This window comes from Streptomyces sp. CA-106110 (assembly GCF_050936285.1).
Lineage (GTDB): Bacteria > Actinomycetota > Actinomycetes > Streptomycetales > Streptomycetaceae > Streptomyces.
Map to the genome: position 1 here is coordinate 278,462 of NZ_JBNJNB010000002.1, position 20,614 is coordinate 299,075.

At 68.5% G+C, this 20,614-nt stretch carries 15 protein-coding genes and 3 pseudogenes; 12 read left to right on the plus strand and 6 right to left on the minus strand.

Going from position 1 to position 20,614, the window contains the following annotated elements; genetic code table 11:
* Positions 1 to 37: 37 nt before the first annotated feature.
* A pseudogene (locus tag ACQEXA_RS58975) lies at positions 38 to 652 on the plus strand (DNA-processing protein DprA); the annotation flags it as partial.
* Positions 653 to 1,151: 499 nt separating this feature from the next.
* Positions 1,152 to 1,709: a DUF6233 domain-containing protein gene (locus ACQEXA_RS58980; protein ID WP_432940904.1), complete on the plus strand. Its 558-nt coding sequence runs from the start codon at positions 1,152 to 1,154 to the stop codon at positions 1,707 to 1,709.
* A gap of 323 nt (positions 1,710 to 2,032) precedes the next feature.
* Here the strand turns inward: ACQEXA_RS58980 and ACQEXA_RS58985 are convergent, their stop codons facing one another.
* The gene (locus ACQEXA_RS58985) at positions 2,033 to 3,253 is read right to left on the minus strand and encodes an RNA-guided endonuclease InsQ/TnpB family protein (protein WP_433134978.1); all 1,221 of its coding nucleotides are present in this window, start codon (positions 3,251 to 3,253) and stop codon (positions 2,033 to 2,035) included.
* Between the two features lie 544 nt (positions 3,254 to 3,797).
* Entirely contained in the window at positions 3,798 to 4,226 is a 429-nt protein-coding gene (tnpA, locus tag ACQEXA_RS58990) for an IS200/IS605 family transposase (RefSeq protein ID WP_433135510.1), read from the minus strand.
* A gap of 23 nt (positions 4,227 to 4,249) precedes the next feature.
* Between tnpA and ACQEXA_RS58995 the strand changes: the two are divergent.
* Positions 4,250 to 5,407 (plus strand): annotated as a pseudogene (locus ACQEXA_RS58995) (RNA-guided endonuclease InsQ/TnpB family protein).
* A 195-nt stretch (positions 5,408 to 5,602) separates the two neighbouring features.
* Positions 5,603 to 6,295 (plus strand): hypothetical protein, encoded by a 693-nt coding sequence (locus tag ACQEXA_RS59000; RefSeq protein WP_433134979.1) that lies wholly within the window; start codon positions 5,603 to 5,605, stop codon positions 6,293 to 6,295.
* A gap of 148 nt (positions 6,296 to 6,443) precedes the next feature.
* Here ACQEXA_RS59000 and ACQEXA_RS59005 read toward each other — a convergent pair whose 3' ends face one another.
* A complete protein-coding gene (locus ACQEXA_RS59005) occupies positions 6,444 to 7,796 on the minus strand; it encodes an endonuclease domain-containing protein (RefSeq protein ID WP_432940914.1) in 1,353 nt (450 codons plus the stop codon).
* A 1,099-nt stretch (positions 7,797 to 8,895) separates the two neighbouring features.
* Between ACQEXA_RS59005 and ACQEXA_RS59010 the strand changes: the two genes are divergently transcribed.
* The gene (locus tag ACQEXA_RS59010) at positions 8,896 to 9,426 is read left to right on the plus strand and encodes a DUF6431 domain-containing protein (protein ID WP_432940916.1); all 531 of its coding nucleotides are present in this window, start codon (positions 8,896 to 8,898) and stop codon (positions 9,424 to 9,426) included.
* A 467-nt stretch (positions 9,427 to 9,893) separates the two neighbouring features.
* Here the strand turns inward: ACQEXA_RS59010 and manD are convergent, their stop codons facing one another.
* Together manD and ACQEXA_RS59020 are read right to left on the minus strand one after the other, a co-directional pair.
* The gene (manD, locus tag ACQEXA_RS59015) at positions 9,894 to 11,108 is read right to left on the minus strand and encodes a D-mannonate dehydratase ManD (RefSeq protein WP_432940919.1); all 1,215 of its coding nucleotides are present in this window, start codon (positions 11,106 to 11,108) and stop codon (positions 9,894 to 9,896) included.
* Positions 11,109 to 11,189: 81 nt separating this feature from the next.
* Positions 11,190 to 11,315, minus strand: a pseudogene (locus ACQEXA_RS59020) (carbohydrate ABC transporter permease); the annotation flags it as partial.
* A gap of 242 nt (positions 11,316 to 11,557) precedes the next feature.
* On the opposite strand from ACQEXA_RS59020, the gene ACQEXA_RS59025 reads away from it, so the two are divergent.
* From ACQEXA_RS59025 to ACQEXA_RS59035, 3 genes are all read left to right on the plus strand, one after another.
* Positions 11,558 to 12,376, plus strand: a complete 819-nt coding sequence (locus tag ACQEXA_RS59025) for a 6-phosphogluconolactonase (RefSeq protein ID WP_433134980.1) — start codon at positions 11,558 to 11,560, stop codon at positions 12,374 to 12,376.
* A 61-nt stretch (positions 12,377 to 12,437) separates the two neighbouring features.
* Positions 12,438 to 13,739: a hypothetical protein gene (locus ACQEXA_RS59030; RefSeq protein WP_432940924.1), complete on the plus strand. Its 1,302-nt coding sequence runs from the start codon at positions 12,438 to 12,440 to the stop codon at positions 13,737 to 13,739.
* Positions 13,736 to 14,758 (plus strand): BadF/BadG/BcrA/BcrD ATPase family protein, encoded by a 1,023-nt coding sequence (locus ACQEXA_RS59035; protein WP_433134982.1) that lies wholly within the window; start codon positions 13,736 to 13,738, stop codon positions 14,756 to 14,758. Before ACQEXA_RS59030 ends, ACQEXA_RS59035 begins: the two co-directional genes overlap by 4 nt.
* A 78-nt stretch (positions 14,759 to 14,836) precedes the next feature.
* On the opposite strand, the gene ACQEXA_RS59040 is transcribed toward ACQEXA_RS59035, so the two are convergent.
* Entirely contained in the window at positions 14,837 to 15,574 is a 738-nt protein-coding gene (locus ACQEXA_RS59040; RefSeq protein ID WP_432940928.1) for a GntR family transcriptional regulator, read from the minus strand.
* 146 nt (positions 15,575 to 15,720) lie between these two features.
* On the opposite strand from ACQEXA_RS59040, the gene ACQEXA_RS59045 reads away from it, so the two are divergent.
* From ACQEXA_RS59045 to ACQEXA_RS59060, 4 genes are all read left to right on the plus strand, one after another.
* Entirely contained in the window at positions 15,721 to 17,097 is a 1,377-nt protein-coding gene (locus tag ACQEXA_RS59045) for an ABC transporter substrate-binding protein (protein ID WP_433134984.1), read from the plus strand.
* A gap of 2 nt (positions 17,098 to 17,099) precedes the next feature.
* Positions 17,100 to 18,071 (plus strand): carbohydrate ABC transporter permease, encoded by a 972-nt coding sequence (locus tag ACQEXA_RS59050; RefSeq protein WP_433134985.1) that lies wholly within the window; start codon positions 17,100 to 17,102, stop codon positions 18,069 to 18,071.
* Positions 18,071 to 18,883, plus strand: coding sequence for a carbohydrate ABC transporter permease (locus ACQEXA_RS59055; protein WP_433134986.1), 813 nt, complete (start codon positions 18,071 to 18,073; stop codon positions 18,881 to 18,883). Before ACQEXA_RS59050 ends, ACQEXA_RS59055 begins: the two co-directional genes overlap by 1 nt.
* Positions 18,884 to 19,163: 280 nt before the next feature.
* On the plus strand, positions 19,164 to 20,573 hold the full coding sequence (locus ACQEXA_RS59060) for a GH1 family beta-glucosidase (protein ID WP_432940940.1): 1,410 nt from the start codon (positions 19,164 to 19,166) through the stop codon (positions 20,571 to 20,573).
* The last annotated feature ends 41 nt before the right edge of the window (positions 20,574 to 20,614 follow it).

A 20,614-nucleotide genomic window follows, 5' to 3' on the forward strand; every position in this document is an offset into this window, starting at 1 on the left:
TGCGCTCGAAGGTTGACGCCGTAGTCCGTGGCCCGCCGCCCTGGCCGACCTCGGTACCAACTGCCCGCTGGGGCTGTGGGTACGCGGACACGAGCAGCTGCCCCAGCTGACCGCCCGCGCCGTGGCCGTGACCGGCAACCGAGCCGCCACTGCGCAGGCCCTCGCCCGTACCCGGGCTTTCGCCACCGCCCTCGCTGCGACCGGGCACACAGTCACCGCCACACTCGCCCACGGCGTCGACGCCGCCGCCCACCGGGCCGCCACCCAGGCCGGGCGGGCGACGCTCGCCGTCCTGCCGCGCGGCCTGGACCGCGCCCATCCGCACGACCACGCCCAGCTGCTGAGCTCCATCCCCGCGGGTGGCAGCGCAGTGGTCAGCCTGTTCAGGCCCAGCACCCCGGCCAGCGGAGCAACGCTCCAGGCCAGCGCCGCCCTGCTCGCCGCCCTCGTGCGCGCGGTGGTGCTCATCGAGGCCCTGGACTACGCCCAGGCCGCGATGCACACCGCCGAGGTCGCCGCCGACCTCCACCGGCCCGTGCTCGTACCGCCCCCCACCGACAACGTGCGCGCCGACGGCAACGTCCGTCTGCTCGCCGAGCAGCGCGCCGTCCTGGTCCCCGACCCCGCGCACGCGCTCGCCGCCCTGCGCTGACCAGCCCCACCGCCCGTCCCTGCCCGGCCCATCGGCCGGGGCGCGGGGCCCGGAAGCAGTGACGAAACCATGTCCCGTACCGCGTACACCCTGTCCCTGCCCTGCCTGAGCACCACCGACGACCTGGACACCGTCATCAACTGGGGACTGCGAGCAGACTCAACCGCCTGCCTCGCGAAGATGCTCACCGACCCCGCCGCGCACGGCATCGACCTGGAGCGCGTCGGTGTCACTCGGGTAAAGAAGAGCCGTCACGACCTCGCCGCGCCGGCATGGGAACGTTGCTGCGCGGGGGCGGCCCCGGCCGTACTACATCCCGCCACGGGGACCGGGGCCTGTCCCGCACACTCCATACCGGCATGGGCTGCCGAAAACCCCACCTATCTTTTATCGAGACGTCGTCCTGCCCACTAAACCAAGCAAGAGGAGGGAGAGACAGCCATGGACGGCCCAAAGGCCTGGGCCCGTCATCCGAGCGAAAAGGACAAGAGCAGTCATCGTGGACCAGGGAAAGGACGCCCACCGCGTGCCACCGATCTTCGTCATACTCCCCGACGCCCAGGAAGTCCGCGGACGGCTGCACGCCCGCCGACAGGTGAAGGACGGCTGGCTCTACCAAGTAGGAATCCTGGTGTGGCAGGACGGCACAAACGGCTCCGCCGAACCTGCCGAGCAGCGAGTCTGGGTGAGTCCCGCACACGCACGCCCGGTACCCGGTGTCTCCTACGAGCACGTCCCGACCCACCGTCTGTCCGGAACAGACACCCCGTCCCAGAAACGCCCGCCCGCATGGACACTCCAGTACCTGCCCCACCGCCTCGGACACCCGGGCGCCACACTCCTCCACGTCGTCGGCTGCACTCCCAGCGACCGGACACTCACCCGAAAAGAGGCCCTTGCCGCGCTCCGTCAACCCCGCTCAGCAGCCTGCATTGAGTGCGACGCGGCCCGATCCCTCACCCCGGAACAGCATCAGACCGACCAGAACCACCAGACCGAACAACAGCACGACGACGAATCTCTGCAGGACACGAACCCCAACAAAACGCCCCCATAACCGGCCAGCCCGAAAGACCGGCGCAACAAGGAACAGAGAACAGAGAACAGAGGAGGTTGTCGCCCTCGGCGACCCCCCGTACGTCAAGAGCGCCTCTTCCGCACCCAGGATGCTGCTCAGGACCTACTCTTCGGCCTGTGAGCACACCGGCCGATCGCCCGTGAACCAGCCCGGAGATGCAGTCGGCCTGTGCGCACTACCGTGGAGCCGTGCCGATGACGATAAGCAGCTGCTCTGCCTGCGGCGAGGAAACCTGGTTGAAGGCTCCCCTCCCTGAAGGGAGGGGATTCTCCACCCTCCAGGGTTGAGCGGGGATGTACGGCTCAGGCTGCCACCGGAGCCAGCGGCTCAGGTGGTCTTACGCCCTCGGCACCGTCCGGGTTCCAACCTGCCCGGACCAGCATCACGCGGGCGGAGTTCTTGTCCCTGGGGGACACGGCTGCGCACACGGTGCAGGCATACGTTCTCATCGAGAGAGGGAGTGCGTGCTTGGTTCTCGCCCCGCACGTTGCGCAGTCCATCGTGGTGTGCGCCGGGTGCACCAGACGGACGTCCCGTGCGTGCTTGCGGCCCATCTCGATCAGGGCACGCTTCGTCGCCGCGATGGCCGCGTCGGCCGCCTTGCGGGCCATGGTGGTCTTCGCGAGGAACTTCGGGCGGAAGTCCTCCACCGCCACTCCGTCATGATCGCGCATGACGGCCTTGGCCCACTTGCGGCCGGTGTCCTCTCGCTGCCGCGCGATCTTCTTGTGCAGCTTCGCTGCCTGTGCCTGCGCCTTCCGGTAGCCGGTGGATGCACGCTGTCCTTTCGGTCGCCGGCGCCGGGCCATCATCCGCTGGTACTTCGCGAGCCGCTGAGCGGACCGCTTGCCGTGTTCGGCATGCGGAAGGTCGTAGGCGTCATCCGTGGTGGTCGCGGTCTCCTTCACACCCCAGTCCACGCCCAGGACGTGGCCGGTCTCCACAAGCGGCTCGACCTGGGCCGGGGCGACGAAGGAGGCGTACCAATGTCCGAGCGTGTCCTGGTACACGCGCACGCTCGACGGGTCGGCCGGAAGAGCCCGCGACCACACCACGCTCAGCACGATCTGGCCCGCAAGGTGCAGGCGGCCCTCCTTGAGGCGGAAACCGCGCCGGGTGTAGTTCAGCGACGGTCGGCTGTCCCGCTTGCGCTTGAAGCGGGGCATCCCCGCCCGGCGGTGCTGCGCAAGCCCGTCCTTGATGTCCTTCAGCGCCTTCGCCCTCGACTTGGCGAAGTCCCGGATCACCTGCTGCTGCGGCACGCTCGCGCCCTCGGCCAGCCACGCTGTCACCCCGCGGGCGTCGGTCAGCATCCTGTCCAGCTGCGCCGGACCACACGTCAACTTCTCGCCGCCCGCTCTGCTCTGCGCGTGGGCCTGCCGGGACTTGGCCACGCATTCGTTCCAGATCCAGTGGCAGCGATCCCACTCGGCTTCGAGTGCGCGCCGGGCTGTCTTCGACAGGCGTACACGGAAGGTGTACCGGGCATGCCCGGTGTCCTTCGTGGTCGCTTCTGTCGTCATGCATCCGAACCTACCCGGGAGGACTGACAGTTGAGAGTTCATGACCGTTGTGGGCGGCATCACGGCCGTGCGGGGTGGACGCCGGATCGCCCTGACGGCGATCCGGCTGTCCCTGCCCTGCTCCGCAGGAGTCCGATTCCTCCCCGGCCTGAAGGCCGGGGCATCCTCGGAGAAAGCCGGTGAACACCGCCGACACCGAACGGTGGTTCTGCGACTGCGGAGCCGAACAAATTCCCGAGAGCGCTGTGACCTGTGACGGCGACGGCCCCAAGGGCGCGCGGCTCTGACATCGTGGGCTCGGGCCTTTACTGATCTGCTTCGCTGGTTGTGCGGGCAGGCCGCACCTGGGGGTCCGCGCTTGCGCGAAGGGGCGAAGCCCCATTGCCCCCTGGTGGCCTGCCCTCCACCGCCATCACGATGACCGTGCTCTCGACCACTGGCTTCAGCATGATCTAGCGAGGAACCCCGGGTCTTCAGACCCGGGAGGAATCGCTTCTCTCGGCCGCTTTGACCCGCGCAGGTGCACGGGTCTGCACTGTTGACCTCAGCCGGGGCGTTTCTGGATCTCGATGTGCTCCTTCACCACGGCGAGCGGTGCACCTCCGCATGAGGCGGCGAAGTACGAGGGGGACCAGAAGTGTTCGCCCCACAGGTACGTGCGGATGTGTCCCGGGAACTCCTGGCGCAGACGCCGGGCGGAGACGCCCTTGAGGGAGCCGACCAGCCGGGAGAGGGCGACCTTCGGCGGGTAGTGGACGAGCAGGTGGACGTGATCGGTCTCGCCATTGAACTCCCGCAGCTGTGCACCGAAGTCGGTGCAGACGTCACGCATGACCTCCTCGCAGCGCGTCAGGATCTCGCCGGTGAACGGTCCGCGCCGGTATTTCGGCGTGAAGACCACATGCGCATGCAGCGTGTAGACGACGCTACGGCCTCTGCGGATATCGGAGTTTGGCTCCCATCGAGGTGACAGAGAGCAATGATACGATCACGCCCGTGAAGATCGTGACGCAGGTCAAGCTGATACCGGACGCCGCGCAGGCATCCGCACTGTCGGCGACCCTGCGCACAGTCAACGAAGCGGCCAACTGGGTCTCCGAGGTGGCGTTCGCGGCCGACGTGCCGCGTGAGTACGAGTTACGCAAGCACACCTACGCCGAACTAAAGACCCGTGGCCTGGGGGCGCAGGCGGCGCAGCATGTGATCAAGAAAGTGCGTGACGCGTACACCACGCTGCACGCCAACCTGCGTGCCGGGAACCTCGGCCAATAGGGCTCCAAGCGCCGGATCAAGGCCGAGTCCAAGCCGATCACGTTCCGCCCTGATGCCGCGCAGCCCTACGACGACCGCTGTTTGAGCTGGCAGTACGACATGCGAACCGTGTCCATCTGGACCACGCAGGGCCGGTTGAAGGGCGTGCGGTTCGCCTGCTCGGCGGGCGCGCTCAAGACGCTCCAGCAGTACCGCAAGGGCGAAACGGACCTGATCGAACGCGACGGCGTGTTCTATCTGATCGCCACCTGCGAGGTTCCCGAAGCCGCCCCGTATGAACCCGGCGGGTTCACCGGCGTGGACCTGGGCATCGTCAACATCGCCACCACGTCCACCGGCTACCAGGCCGCCGGCCGCCACCTCAACCGATACCGCAAGCAGCAGCGTGCCCTGCGGGCCAAACTCCAAAAGAAGCGCACCAAGTCCGCCAGGCGACGGCTCAAGGAACGCTCCCGCCGCGAACAGCGGCACGTGAAGAACACCAACCACATCATCGCCAAGACGATCGTGACCGAGGCTGAACGCACCGGACGCGGCCTGTCCCTGGAAGAACTCAAGGGCATCCGCACCCGGGTACGGCTCCGCAAGCCCCAACGGGTCGCACTCCACTCCTGGGCCTTCGCCCAGCTCGGAGACTTCATCGTCTACAAGGCGCGACGGGCCGGAGTCCCGCTCGTGTTCGTGGACCCCGCCTATTCCTCCAAGGAGTGCGCGCAGTGCGGGCACGTGGACCGGCTCAACCGCGTCTTGCAAGCCAAGTTCGCATGCCGGTCGTGTGGCGTCGTTGCGCACGCCGACCGGAACGCTTCCCGCGTCCTCGCCCGCAGGGGCGAAGACGCGTGGACTGCGGGGTGTAAGTCACACGCCCCTGCCACCCCGTAAGGGTGTCTGGACGGAGGAGCCCACCCAGCAGCCAGTTGGGCACTACCTCCAAGCCCGGCCCTTCAGAGCCGAGTCAAGTTGACCAGTGACTGGCACCTCGCTCCTGCCAGGGAGCCGAGTCCGGGGGGCGGGGCTGCTTTGTCCGCGTGGGCGCGTACCGTGGACCGGCACCACGAACTCGCAGCAGGAATCACCGTGCCGCCCTCTCCAGAACAGTCCGCGTCCACCTCCGCCGCCCCGGCTGCGCCGCTCGTGCAGCGCCGGCCGCAGCGGTCAACCGTCCGTCACGGCCAGGCATCTTGTGCCGACTACGGCTGCACCCGCACCGAGTGCCGCCAGGCGGCACGCCGGGCCAGCCGCCAACGCAACCAGGACCGCCTCCGCGGTCTCCCCGCCCGCGTCCCGCCGTACGCCGCCGCCCGGTGGGCTGTCCGGCTGCGCGAGCAGGGCATGTCCGCGCAGGACATCGCCGACAGGGCCGGCCTGTCGGTGACCCTGGTCCGCCGCCTCTTCCGCACCCCAGGGCAAGGCCAGGTGGTGCGGGACATCGCTCGCACTTCCGCCGACGCCGTGCTCGGTATCCCTGTCCCCGCCCGTCGCGAACCCGGCTCCCCGGGCCTGACCGGCTCCGCTGAAGCGTCCCGGCTGTTGGCCGACTTGGCGCGTGCCGGATGGCCTGCCGCCGCACTCGCCCTGCGTCTCGGTGTCAACGCCCGCACCGTCGCCGAAGTCCGCGAGAAACGTCCCCGCCTCCATCTCGATCTGGCACTGCGGATTCGCCGCCTGCACCGCGAACTGATCGGCATCGATCCCGTCAGCCAAGGCATCCGCCCCGCCGACGCCGCCCGCGCCCGCGCTGCAGCTGCCCGACGCGCCGCCGGGGTCTGAGGAACATCCGCTGGCGCGGGCCCGCGCTGGCAGCCCACCGCTGGTCAGGCCGCCGGTGCGAACAGTGGGAGCAGGCGTTGCTTCTGCCGGGGCCCAGACTCTGGGCGCGGCGGGTCCCGGAGATGTCTTCGGATCTGGTGCTGTTCATTCAGAACAGCGCCAGGCCCTCACCTCTGGTGTCCGCGATGACTGGCCGGAACCGGGTGGGGAGGTCGTCCAGGCGGTCGGGTCCGGCCGCGGCGGCCACGGCCGGGGCGGTTTCGGCCAGCCAGGTGCCAAACCGCTTGGCGGCTTCACGGTAGGGGACTTGCGTCAGGACACGGTGCTCGCCGGAAGGGCAGAAGTCGACGGCGACAGTGAGCAAGCAGGAACGGGGCGCGTTGTGACTGCCCGTCCAGGACACGCGCAGCACACCACAGGGTTTGCGTGCGCGGGAGCCGCGGGCATCGCGATGGGTCGGGCGCAGCGATCGGCAGGCTACGTAGGCGGTCCATGCGGCGAGATGAGGCAGTGGCAAGGTGGTGCGGGCGCGGCAGCCCGGGCAGCGGTGCCAGTGGCGGAGCCAGTCGGCGGTGTGGGTGTCAAAGAGGCGTGTGTAGTGGTTGGCCACGCGGATGTCGTTGCTGTACAGGTGGTCGGGTCGTTCTAGTGTGTTGCAGGAGTGGCAGACGGGGGCGCGGACGTAGCCGTGTTCGTGGCAGTGGTCGAGTACGGCGGCAGGTGCGGTGCGGCAGATAGCGCAAGTCCACCCAGCCACCTTGTGGGTGGTGCCGGGTTTCCTGTTCAGCGCCGAGTACAGGTGGCCTTGCAGTTCCCCGTTGTACGGGCGCAGCGAGGCCGTTGAGCAGTCGGGACCTGTCGTCTGCTGGCCGTCGGCGGTTCGGGCCTGCCGGTGGTGGCTGGGCGGCTCGATGACGGCCGTGTTTCCCTGGCAGGTCCGTGCGGCTTGCAGCCACTGCGTTTCGGTGTGCTGGGCCGCGTCCAGCAGCCTGACCACGGCGCGCGGTAGCCACCATGTCCGCGCCGTCCGGTCTCGAGTTTGCTCCACGAGTATCTGCCGCCAGTCGATCCCCGCCAGATGGGATGGCCGGCCGCCTTCGCGTCGTGCTGCCCGTTCAGGGGCGCCCAGCTCCTGCAGTTCCCGGGTGATGCGCTGGCGCCAGCGCATCAGTGTTCCCTCGTTGCACTCCTCCTTCGGCGCGCTATGGAACGGACCGATGCGGACCAGGTCCTGGCAGTCCATCTCAACCGCGTTCAGTTCCGCTGCCGCCCGGCGCACCTCAATCTCCGGAACACTCCACTGGCCGCCGCTTGTCTTCACCGTCGCCACCACACGGCCGCCGAGCAGGACGTACCCCACCCGGGCATGGGCAGGAGAGCAGGTGAACGCCGCAGAAGCCGTCGGCACAGCGCTGTCGGTCGTCAAGCCGGCCCACAAAGCGTCCGCAGCGCCCAAAGGGATCAGGCCGCCCGCGCGACCCGGGATGACACGCTCAGGCATACCGACAGGCTAACGACCCGCACCGACATGCTGATAGGGGCGGCCTTTCTGTGCACGACTTGCTGGGATTGGGCGGTCAGGAAGACAAAGTGGACAAGGGACGTGCCGGTCTCAGGACCATCGGCGGTGCGGACGCCGTCACAAGAGTTACAAAGGTCCTGGGGAAGGAAAAGGCGCCGACGCATCTTGCCTCGCTGCGGCGGCTCGCAGCCCGCAATCGGACCCTCGACCAGTGTCGGCAGGCCGACCTCGACGCCTGGCACGCGGACAACTACGCCACCCGCCGTCCCGCCCAGCCGTTCCTGCGCTGGTGCATGGACAACGGCGCCATGCCCCGACTCGCCCTGCCACCCCATGTGATCAAGCAGGACCAGGCCCCGATGCACCAGCGCCGCTGCCTCGCCATCCTCCGCCGGGTCCTGCACGACCAGTGCCTGCCGCTGAGAACCCGAACTGCGGCCTCGCTCGTCCTGCTCTACGCGCAACCCGTCAGCCGCATCGTCCGGTTGACCATCGAGGACGTGATCGATGATGGTGATGCCCTCACAGTCCGGCTCGGAGACCCTCCGTCGCCGCTGCCTGCACCCGTCGCCGATCTCGTACGCGCCTACCTGGCGGAACAGCCCCGCCTCGCCCTTCGCATACCGCGTCAGTTACTGCGATCACTCGCAGCTCGCCGCGCTGGAGGCTTTCGTCCGCTCGCTGCCCCGCGTCGCCGTTCCAGAACGCTTCGTGCAGCCAGCCTGGTCGGGCCGCCGTCCCGCCGAGACCAGATTTGCCGCCGTGCTCGGCGCGCTGATCCGCAATCGCGGCTTCGGCATCCGCGAACTGCCGTTCATGGGACTGTCCCTCAGCACGCTGCACGGGATGGTGTGGCGCTGGGACCCGAGTCCGCATCGCCGGCAGCAGCTATCTGCCGTAGCAGGTCCGCTGGGCTGGACCCTGCCCGATCTCTTCGTGGTGGCCGATGAGCCGTATTCGGAGGAGCTCCGCCTGATGCTGCACTGCCACCACCTCGGGCGGGTCTTCGCGGCGGCCGTCCCCTTGACCACCGCTCAGCTGATCGAGACTGCGGAGGAAGCGGATCGACTGAGCGTGCGTGAGGACCACGGCGTATGGCAGCCCGTCTCGCAGGGCTTTGCCGAGGGGCACCGCACGGGCTCGTGCCGTTCGCCAGGCCGACGGCACGCTGCGGCACCTGCGACCGGATCGAGCCCGCTGCCCCGGATGCCGGCACACCCACGTCCTGCTACCCGTCACCAGCCCGCCACGCAGCGGCTACTCCCTGGACGTGGTGGCCGCCGCCCTCGTCGCACACGCTCGCGGCAGCGGCCACCGCCCCATCGCCGCCACCCTGCGAGTGCCCGCCGATACGGTGCGCGGCTTGCTGCGCCACGCCCGCCGTGGTCTGGAGACCATCCGCCGCCAGGCCGCCCACCAACTCGCCTGGACCGACCCCGACATGTTCGCCCGGCTCGCACCCCAGCCCATGCTCCTGGCCGAGTACCTCAACACCCTGCTCGCGGCGGCCGACGCCACCGTCCGCCGCCTGCACCTCAACGCCCCCAGCCTGTGGCCGGTGGCCGCGATGATCTGCGGCGGCCGCCTGCTTCCCGACACCGGAAGCTGATCACCACGCCCCTACCGGGCCTCGCCCTGCCCGAATCCAGGCTCGCGACGCTTGCGTTGGCGCTCCAGCCCATGCGCCTGTCGCCGCACGCGACAGGCTCACCAGTTGGATTAGCGAACCGTAGTGAACCTATGGCGGAGTGCTACGCGCACGCCCGGCGCCCAGGCGACGTCGGGCACCCTCCTCGGTCGGGTCTTGCGGCCCGGTCGACCAGCGTCCGCAGGGACGTGCCACGCGGGTCGGCGGCTCCTGTCGTTCAGTACCAGGGCGCGAAGGCGATTGGCTCCCAAGGCTGAGCAACGCTCAGACTCGCTAAGCCAACCAGAGACGCTGCACATCACGACGACAGCGTGCACATGCCCGCCCCCGAACCCCTCCGATGACTGCCCGAATTGCCGGACTCTGCATCGTCACCGCGAGCGTCGCCGTCATCGCCAAATCCAACGTCGCGCAACACCGTCCGGACGTCACCAGTCGTGAACGGTGCCGTCCTGGAGTCGGTTGACGGGCAGGTAGGCCCTCTCGTAGGGGTGTGCCGCCGCCAGGCTCTCGTCCATGTCCACGCCGATGCCCGGCGCTTCGCCGGGGTGCAGGTAACCGTCGGCGAACGTGTAGTCATGCTGAAACACCTCGGCCGTCAGCGGGCTGTGTCCAGAGAACTCCTGGATGCCGAAGTTGTGGATCGCCAGGTCGAGGTGGAGTGCAGCGGCCATGCCCACCGGTGAGATGTCCTCCGGTCCGTGCACGGCGCTCTTGATCTGGTAGACAGCGGCCAGGTCGAAGAGTTTGCGCAGCGGGGTGACTCCGCCGAAGTGGGTGACAGCCGAGCGTACGTAGTCGATCAATTGCTCGGTAATCAGTGTCCGGTAGTCGTGGACGGTGTTGAAGACCTCGCCGATGGCGAGCGGGGTTGTGGTGTGGTGCCGGACTAGGCGCAGGGCCTCCTGGTTCTCCGCAGGAGTGCAGTCCTCCAGCCAGAAGAGGCGATAGGGCTCGAGATCCTTGCCCAGCTGGGCGGCTTGCAGTGGTGTCAGCCTATGGTGGGCGTCGTGCAGGAGCGGGAGTTCCGGGCCGAACTCGTGGCGCACGGCCTCGAAGACCGTGGGCATGTGACTCAGATAGGAAGGAGTGTCCCAGTCCTCCACCAGCGGGCGGGCCTGTTGGTGGAGGACGGGTGCCGAGTCGGCGTCCGTGGTGTGGACCCCGTAGACGGCTTTGAGGCCGGGAATGCCAGTCTGAATGCGCACGGCGCGGTAGCCTTCGTCCAGCCGGGCTCGGACGGAGTCGAGCAGTTCCGGGATGTCCTGGCCGCTGGCGTGTCCGTAGGCCAGCAGCCGTTCACGGCTCGCTCCGCCGAGGAGCTGGTACAGCGGCAGGCCCGCCACTTTGGCCTTGATGTCCCACAGGGCGACGTCCACGGCGGCGATGGCCGCCATGGTCACCGGCCCCCTGCGCCAGTAGGCGCCGCGGTAGAGGGACTGCCAGGTGTCCTCGATGCGGTGCGGGTCGGCTCCGATCACGAGCGGGGCAACGTGGTCTTGGAGGTAGCTGACGACCGCGAGTTCACGGCCGTTGAGGGTGGCATCGCCGAGACCCGTCAGTCCGTCATCGGTCGTCAGCTTGAGGGTCACGAAGTTGCGGCCCGGGCGGGTGACGACGACCTTCGCGTCGACGATTTTCATACGTGGTCCCTTTCCGGAGCCGGCGAGCCAGCTCCGTGTGATGGGAGGTCGAGGTGTCGGGGCGGCGGTTGGCTCGTGGGCTCAGCCTTTGGAGGCCCCGGAGGTCAGTCCGGCCACCAGATACTTCTGGCCAAGGAGTGCCGCGAACACGACGGGAACCGTGATGAGGGTGGTGGCGGCCATCAGACCGCCCCAGTCCGTGCTGGCGACGATCATCACCGTGCGTAGCCTCATTCGGCGGGCATGGACGACTCACCGCTGGGACGAACGCCCGAACCGCCGACCATGACCCTACGCCTATCCGCGCGGTCGCTAACTCAGTCTCCACGAAACCCGGGGCTTGACACCACGTCACGGAGTGCCACCGCCCAGGGGGACGAGTCATTGCTTAGACCAGTCAGACCAATATATGATCTGTGGCGTACCTGGTCCAAGAAGGAGCTGACCCTGTGCGTGTAGCGCCGACCGTCTTCCCTGACCCCGAGGCCCTCGGGCGTGCCCTCGCCGAGGAGATCGCGGACGAAATCGACAGCGCAGCGCGCGACGAGCGGCCGTACGTGCTGGGCTGTCCCGGAGGGCGCAGTGCGCACAGTGCTTATCGCGCGCTGGCAGACGAGGTCGTCGCGCGCGGCCTGGATCTCGGCCACGTCGTGATCGTCATGATGGACGAGTACGTCGAGCGCGACCCGCGCAGCGGTGCCCACCGTCGGATCGACGCCGAACTCCTGCACAGCTGTGCGCGGTTCGGGCGGCGCGAGATCGTGGAGCCTCTCAATGCCGCGGCCGGCCCCGGGCGCGGCATCACCGCCGAGCGCTTCCTGGTGCCTGACCCGGCGGACCCCGCCGGGTACGACGAGCGGATCGCCGCTCTCGGTGGCATCGACTTGTTCCTGCTCGCCTCGGGCGCCGGCGACGGGCACATCGCGTTCAACCCTGCGGGCACTGACCACGACGCGAGGACGCGTGTGGTCGCTCTGGCCGAGCAGACCCGCCTGGACAACCTGGCGACCTTCCCGAGCTTTAGCGGCTTGGACGAGGTCCCCCACTACGGGGTGACCGTGGGCATCGGCACCATCCGGGAGCACTCCAAGCGGGTGGTGATGGTGGTGCACGGGGTGGACAAGGCCGAGACGGCCCGCCGGCTTCTCGCCGCCGAGCACTACGAGCCCGACTGGCCGGCCACCGTCTTCACCGACTGCGCCCGGCCTCGTCTGTACCTCGACGAGGCCGTCGTGAAGGCCGCAGCAGCGCTGAACACGACCGCCTGACACACGCATACCCGCCGGTCCGGACCAGGTGTCCGGACCCGTACCAGATCCTGGAGGATCGATGGCCCGCGTCAAGATCGCTTATCTCGGTGGCGGCTCCTCACGTGCCCCCGGAACGATGGCCTCTTTCATGCATCACGGCGAGGAGTTCGACGGCTCCGAGTTCGTGCTGATCGACCTCGACCCCGACCACCTCGAGGTCGTCAAGACGATCACGCAGAAGATGGCCCGCAACGCCGGGTTGGACATCACCGTCACCACCACGACCGACCAGCGCGAGGGACTGCGCGACGTCGACGCGGTGCTGTCCAGCTTCCGACCCGGCGGGTTCCCCGCCCGGGCGATCGATGAGCGCATCCCGCTGAAGTACGGCGTCATCGGCCAGGAGACGCAGGGCCCCGGTGGCATGATGATGGCGCTGCGCTCCGTGCAGGTGATCAAGGAACTGTGCGCCAACCTCGCCGACGTCGCGCCCCGCGCCCGGATCTTCAACTACACCAACCCGGTCAACATCGTCTCCCAGGCGGTGTCCGACTACACCGACATCCCCATCGTGTCCTTCTGCGAGGGCCCGATCGTCTTCCCGCCGGTCGTCGCCAAGGCAGCCGGCCTGGACCCGGACAAGCTCAAGGCCAACCTGGTCGGCGTCAATCACAACTGCTGGTCGAACGAGGCCACTTACGACGGGCAGGACGCCTTCCCGATTCTTCGCGAGCGCTACGAGGCGCTCAAGGACAAGCCCACGGACGACGTCAACGGCATGCGGGCGCTGCACTTGGCCGTCGCGATGGAGTCCATTCCCTCCGACTACTTCAACTACTACTACTTCCGCGACGAGATCCTGCGGGAGAGGCAGCTTGCGGCCAAGACCCGCTCCGAGGTCATCATGGATGCCCTGCCGGACTACTGGGAGCACTACCGTGAGCAGGCGGCCTCCGACGCGCCGGAACTGGCGCAGGACCGCTCCCGCGGCGGCATCCACGAGCTGGAGCTCGCCATCGACGCCATCAGCGCGTACTACAACGACGCCGCGATCCGCCTGCCGTTCAACATCACCAACAGCGGCGGCTGGCTGCCCGGCTTCGCCGACTCGACCGTGGTCGAGCTGTGGGGCACGGTGGACGGCAAGGGCTTCCACCCCGAGCGGCAAAAGCCGCTGCCGCACTCGGTCGTGGGCATCACCCAGCAACTGGCGGAGTACCAGATCCTCACGGCGAAGGCCGCCTGGGAAGGCACTGCCGCAGATGCCGTCCGCGCGCTGATGGCCAACCCCCTGGTGCCGTCGCTGACCGTCGCCGAGGCGATGTACGCCGAGCTGGCCGCGGCCCAGTCCGCGTGGCTGCCGAAGCGGCTGCTCCCGTGACGCAGCCGGCCCCCACAGCCACGCTCTACCTCGGCGTGGACGCGGGCAACAGCAAGACCGCCGCCCTGGTGTCCACCGCCTCCGGTGAGGTGGTGGGCGCCGGGCGCTCCGAATGCGGCGACATTTACGGAGCGCCCTCCCCGCAGGCCGCCGTCGACGAGGTGATGGCCGCGGTCGGCGCGGCTCTGGCACAGGCGGGCGCCGACCTGTCCGCGCTGGCCGGTGGGGCCTTCCGGCTGGCGGGTGTCGACTGGCCCGAGGACGCTGCGTATTGGGAAGGGGCGCTGGAGCGGCGGTTGCCTGCCACGGTGCGGCGCAGCGTTCTCAACGACGGCTACGCGGCCATTCGCTGTGGCGAACCCTCGGGCGTCGGTATTGCCGTCGCGGCCGGGACGGCCGGGGCCATCGCCGCCCGGGGCCCCCAGGGTGAGCTGTGGGACATGGGCTGGTGGGGCCAGCACGCACTGGGCGCCATCGGCCTGGCCGACGAGGCGCTGAGGGCCGTGTTCCTGGCAGAGCTCGGCCTGGCGGAGCCTACGGCGCTGACGGAAGCGCTGCTGGCCCACTTTGACAAGCCTTCTGTTGCGACGCTCAACCACTGGCTGACCCGCCGCGAGGGCGGTGCCACACGCCGGGACCGCAACGGCAGCGCACGGGTGGTCACCGCGGCAGCGCAAGCCGGTGACCCGGCTGCCATGCAGATCGTTCGCACCCAGGGGCGTCATCTGGCCACGTACGCGGGCGTGGCCGCGCGCCGAACCGGTCTTGCCACGGCCAACGCGCCCGTAAGCGTGGTGCTGTCCGGATCGGTTCTGATGGCGGATGACTCGCCTGTGGCGGCGGCCCTGGTTCAGGAGCTGCCGGATCACGTGCCGGGCGCGGTGCCGCATCGTGCGGTGGTGCCGCCGGTGGCGGGGGCGCTGCTGGACGCCCTCGCCGAGAACGGTGTCGGGGTGACGGAGGCGGTGGCGGCACAGGTGGCCGCCACCATGCCGCCCAAGGACTTCCTGGCCACCTGAAGAAGGTTCGACACGGGCGAGGGCCGGCGCCCGATACGGGGGCCGGCCCTCGCGCTGTTCTTTGTGCCGCCGCGCGGTTCACAGGGGGCGGTACAGGTCCGCCTGGAAGCGGTAGGCGTCGCTGCGGTAGGTCATCCGACCGGTCAGCACCGGGTCGCCGTCATCGCTGTAGGTGACTTCCTCGCCGATCAGCACCGGCGCCCCCGGCTCGATCTGCAGCAGCTCGGCGGTGGGCTCGTCGGCGGCCTCGGCACGTACCGTGTACGAGCTGCGTGCGACGCGCAGGCCGCACTGCTGCTCCAGGGTCTCGTACAACGAGCGGTCAGTGAGGTCGACGTCCTGCAGCTGGGGGGCGAGGGCGAGGACCACGACGGTGAAGTCCACACACACCGGCACCCCGTCCAGGCTGCGCAGGCGGCGCAGCTCCAGCACACGGGCGGCCGGAGCGATGCCGAGCTGCTCGGCCTCCTCGAACGTGGCCGGGCGGGCACGATGCCCCAGGATCTTCGCCCGCGGGCGCAATCCGCGGGCCTGTGCCATCTCGGAGAAGCTTTGCAGGGTGCTGGGCGGCTCACCGACCACCTTGCGGCCTACGAACCATCCACGCTGCGACGAGCGTTCGAGCTTGCCTTCCTCGGCCAGCCGACCCAGGGCCTGACGCAGTGTCGAACGGCTCACTCCCAGGCTTTCCGCGAGGTCGCGCTCTCCGGGCAGGCGTCCGCCTGCCGGGAACACGCCTCGGCGCAGGCCGTCGCTGAGTCGGCGGTAGGTCTGCGTGACCGCCGCCCCCGCCCCAATGTCCTCGCCGATGGTCATCCCCCTACGATAGCAGTCTGTGCGGACCAGGCGGACACAGAATCACGGGAACAAACCAGCTTCGAGGATCTGGACTAATTGGTCTGCCAAGATCTATGCTCGCGAGGACTCGGGTACCGAACGGGCTATCGACGACAGGAGACATTGTGGTCTCGCACAAGAGAACAGAGCGGATCGGCGCCATACTGATCCCGCTCGTGGCGGTCGGGTTGCTCGCCGGCTGTGCGCCGGGCGCTGGCACCAGCGCATCGGCGAACAAGGCCAAGACGGGTTCGGTCGTCACTGACCCGACCAAAATGGGCAAGGTCACACTGAATGTCCTGGACACCTTCTCGGGTGGCACGGACAACGCCTGGATGACCTCTGTCGTCTCGGCATTCGAGCGGAAGTACCCCAACGTCACCATCAAGCGGACCCCGATGGCCTGGGGCGACGCGATGGCGGCCCTTCCGCTGAAGCTGAAGTCCGCCAACCCGCCGGACATCGTCCCGCCCAACAACGGCTGGCAGTCGCTGGGCACTCTGGTCCGCGGCGGCCTGGTCCTCAACCTGGACAACTACGCCAAGGCTTACGGGTGGAAGCAGTCCTTCCCTCAGTCGATCCTGAGCGAGCACGAGTTCGCCACCGACGGCAAGCAGATCGGCACCGGCTCGATGTTCGGCACGCCCGTCGCCAGGGCCTCGGTGATCGAGGTCTACTACAACCGCGCCCTGCTGCAACGGATCGGCGCCCAGGCGCCACGCACCCTCGCGGAGTTCGATTCCGACCTGGCCAAGGCCAAGTCGGCCGGAATCACCCCGATCTCTCTTGGCAACGTCGAACAGGCTGGCCTCACCACCCCGCTGTACTCACTGATGAACGCCCTCGGCTCGCAGAGCAAGATCTCCGACTTCACTTACTCCCACGGCGGAGTGCGCATCGCTCAGGCCGGCTTCCCGCAGGCGGTGTCCACCCTCAAGCAGTGGTCCGACAAGGGCTACTTGACCAAGGACTACGCCGGGGTCGCCGGGGCGGACGCCGCCCAGTCCTTCGTCAACGGCCAGGGGTTGTTCCACTTCGACTACTCCGGCTCGCTGCCGCTCAAGGCGGGCCAGTCCAAGGGCTTCGGCTCGTTCATTCTGCCTCGCGCGGATGGCGGCAAGCCAGTTGCCACCGCCTCCTCGGCAGCCAACTTCTCCATCTCCGCCAAATCCAAGCACCCCGACGCAGCCGCCGCCTTCCTCAACTTCGCGGCCGGTGAGCAGGCGGCCGAACTCGCCGTCCAAAACGGGACGATGCCGCTGCTGCACCCGAAGGTGAAGGCCCCCGCCGGGGACCCGCTGTTCGCCGACGATGTGGCCATCGCCCAGCAGATCTCGGCGGACAGTACCTCTGTGCCCTATCTGGACTGGTCCACGCCGACGCTGCTGAACACCATCGACACCGCCATGCAGAACATGCTGGCCGGCAAGTCCACACCGAACGCGGTGGTCACTGCTGCCGATCACGACGACGCCGCCTTCGTCAAGACCCTGGCCAGGTAGCCGTGGCCACGCTCAGCAAGAGCCGTAGCCTTAAGGCCACGGCCGCAAGCGCGGGGGCCGAAGCCGCCCAGCCCCCGCGCCGTGCGCGGCGAGTCCGGCCCTCCCCACACCGGCGCCGCCGCCGCTGGCTGGGGCTGGCGTACCTCTCCCCCGCGCTGCTGCTGTACGCATTCGTCGTGCTGGTCCCGGCCGGGCAGGGGGTGCAACTGTCCTTCTACCACTGGGACGGGGTCACTTCCGCAACCTGGGCCGGGTTCGCCAACTACTCCGGCTTCGTCTCCGATCCGACGCTGCGCCAGGCAGTCGTCCACACCCTGTACTTCATCGTCTTCTTCAGCATCCTGCCCATCACCCTCGGCATGGCCAGTGCGGCGCTGACCGCACGCAAGGACGTGCGCGGCGGCGGCGTCTACCGCTGGATCATCTTTCTCCCCCAGGTGCTCACCCCGGCCGTCGCCGCGGTGGTCTGGAAGCGGATCTACGCCCCGGACGGACCGCTCAACTCCGTACTCTCCGCCTTCGGCCTGGGCGGACTGACCCGCGGCTGGCTGGGCGACTTCACCTGGGCCCTGCCCGCCCTCGGCCTCGCCGGAACCTGGGGGGCGTTCGGGCTGTGCATGGTGCTGTTCGGGGCCGCGATCCAGAACATCCCCAGTGAGCTGTACGACGCCGCACGGATGGACGGGGCGGGCGCGATACGGGAGTTCTTCACGGTCACCCTGCCGGGCCTGCGCGGACAGCTCGCCGTGGTGCTCACCCTCACCGTGCTGGGCGCGATCCGCGTCTTCGACATCGTCTGGCTCACCACCAAGGGCGGCCCGGGGACCTCCACCATCACCCCCACCGTGGTGCTCTATCAACGTGCCTTCGCCAATCCGGACATCGGCGCCGCCTCCGCCATCGGCGTCGTGCTGGCACTGGTCTCGTTGATCGTGTCCCTCGTCGTGGTCAAGCTCTCGGAAGGAGACGACTGATGATCTCCACCCGGGAGAAAGTCTTCAACTACACTTTTCTCACCGTGCTCGCCGCCGCGGTACTCTTCCCGGTCATCTGGATCCTGGGCGTCGCAGTGAGCCCCAATGTCACCGGAACGCTGGATCTCAGCCATGTGCAGTGGTCCAACTTCGTCGACGCCTGGCGGCAGGCCGGCTTCACCCAGTACCTGAAGTCCAGCCTGATCATCACCGGCACGGCGGTGACCGCCTCGACCGTGCTGGCGATCCTCAGCGGCTACGCATTCGGCGTGCTGGGCGTGGTGGGAGAGAAGCTACTCTTCCCGCTGCTGCTCCTCGGGATCATGATCCCGATGGAGGCGATCATCGTCCCGCTGTACTACGACTTCCAGTCCTACCAGCTCACCGACACCTACCAGGGCATCATCCTCGCCCACGTCGGTATGGGAGTCAGCTTCGGCGCCTTCTGGATGCGAGCGGCCTTCCGCGCCATCCCGGCCAGCATCGGCGAGTCAGCGCAAATGGACGGCGCCAACTCCTGGTCCGCACTGTGGCGTATCTACCTGCCCATCGCCAAGCCGGCCGTCACGACCCTGATACTGCTCAGCTTCCTGTGGACCTGGAACGACTACTTCCTCTCCCTAATCCTTGTATCCGACCCCGCCCATCAGCCCATGACACTCGGCCTGGGCGCATTCTCCGGCCGCTATCTGGTCCACATCAACCTTCTGGCGGCCGCCGCCGTACTCATCTGCGTGCCGGTGGTAGGTCTGTACGTGTTCTTCCAGCGGCAGTTCATCCGGGGCATGCTCTCCGGAGCAGTCAAGGGCTAGTGCCGCGTCAGCCAAGGTTCACCCCGTCACGACTCCCCCGGCTACCGCTGGGAAGTGCCCCCTTCACCGGACGCCGCTCCTGGGTCCCCCGGGCGAAGCCCGGGGGAAGGGCGAACCCTGACTGACACGGCACTGGGACGCAGACCCTCGCCGAGCTGACCGCTCCACGGCTACGTCACGACAGTGCCCCTTTGGCCCCAGCGGGACGCCGCGTCCGGATGACGCACGACACACCACCGGATCAACTCCTCACCTCACGACTCTCTGGGAGAGCACACTCATGACCGTCCGCCGCTTCCCACCCGGCTTCCTGTGGGGCACCGCCACCGCCGCCTACCAGATCGAAGGCGGTGCCACGCTGGAGGGGCGCACCCCGTCGATCTGGGACACCTTCAGCCGTACCCCGGGCAAGGTACTCAACGGTGACACGGGCGATGTCGCCACCGACCACTACCACCGCTGGCGTGAAGACGTGGGCATCATGGCCAAGCTCGGCGTCAACGCCTACCGCTTCTCCGTCTCGTGGCCGCGCGTCCAGCCGACCGGAAAGGGCCCGAGCGTCCAGCGCGGCCTCGACTTCTACCGCGCGCTGGTCGACGAACTGCACACGCACGGCATCGAGCCGATGGTGACTCTCTACCACTGGGACCTCCCACAGGAATTGGAGGACGCCGGCGGCTGGCCGCGGCGCGAGACAGCCGAGCGGTTCGCCGAGTACGCAAGCCTCGTCGGGGCGGCAATCGGCGACCGGGTCACGCTGTGGACGACCCTCAACGAGCCCTGGTGCAGCGCCTTTCTGGGGTACGCATCGGGCGTGCACGCACCCGGCCGGACCGATCCCGTCGCCGCACTGCGCGCCGCGCACCACCTCAACCTCGGCCACGGCCTGGCCGCGAAGGCTCTGCGATCGGTGCTCCCGGCTCACGCCCAGGTTTCGGTCACTCTCAACGCGGCGCAGGTCAGGCCGGTTTCACAGTCACCCCAGGACCTGGACGCGGCGCGGCGTATCGACGCGCTGGCGACGCGGATCTTCACCGGGCCCATGCTCGACGGCGCATATCCGCAGGACCTGTTGGCGGACACGGCCCGCCTGACCGACTGGTCGTTCGTCCACGACCGGGACCTGGCCGACATCCAGCACCCCCTCGACTCCCTGGGCCTGAACTACTACACGCCGACCTTGGTCTCAGCCGCCACCGACAACGGCCGCACCCCCACCGACGGCCACACCACGCCAGCCCCGTCGCCGTGGCCCGCGGCCGACTCGGTCACCTTCCACCAGCCGCCCGGCAGCCAGACGGCCATGGGCTGGTCCATCGACGCGTCAGGCCTGTACGACCTGGTGACGCGATTCGCCAAGGAACACCCCAGGCTTCCGCTCTACGTCACCGAGAACGGCGCGGCCTTCGACGACACACCCAGCGACGACGGCAGTGTCCACGACCCGGAGCGCATCGCCTATCTGCAGGCCCACCTCGAAGCAGTCCACCGGGCCGTCGAGAGCGGCGCCGACATCCGCGGCTACTTCCTGTGGTCACTGCTGGACAACTTCGAGTGGGCCTACGGCTACAGCAAGCGGTTCGGCGCGGTGTACGTCGACTACGCGACCGGCCGGCGTATCCCGAAGTCGAGCGCCTACTGGTACTCGCAGGTCGCCTCCACAGGTGAACTCCCCTCAGCCGCCGAATAGTCCGCTCTGCTGAGCGCCTACGCACCGCCCGCCGAAAGACG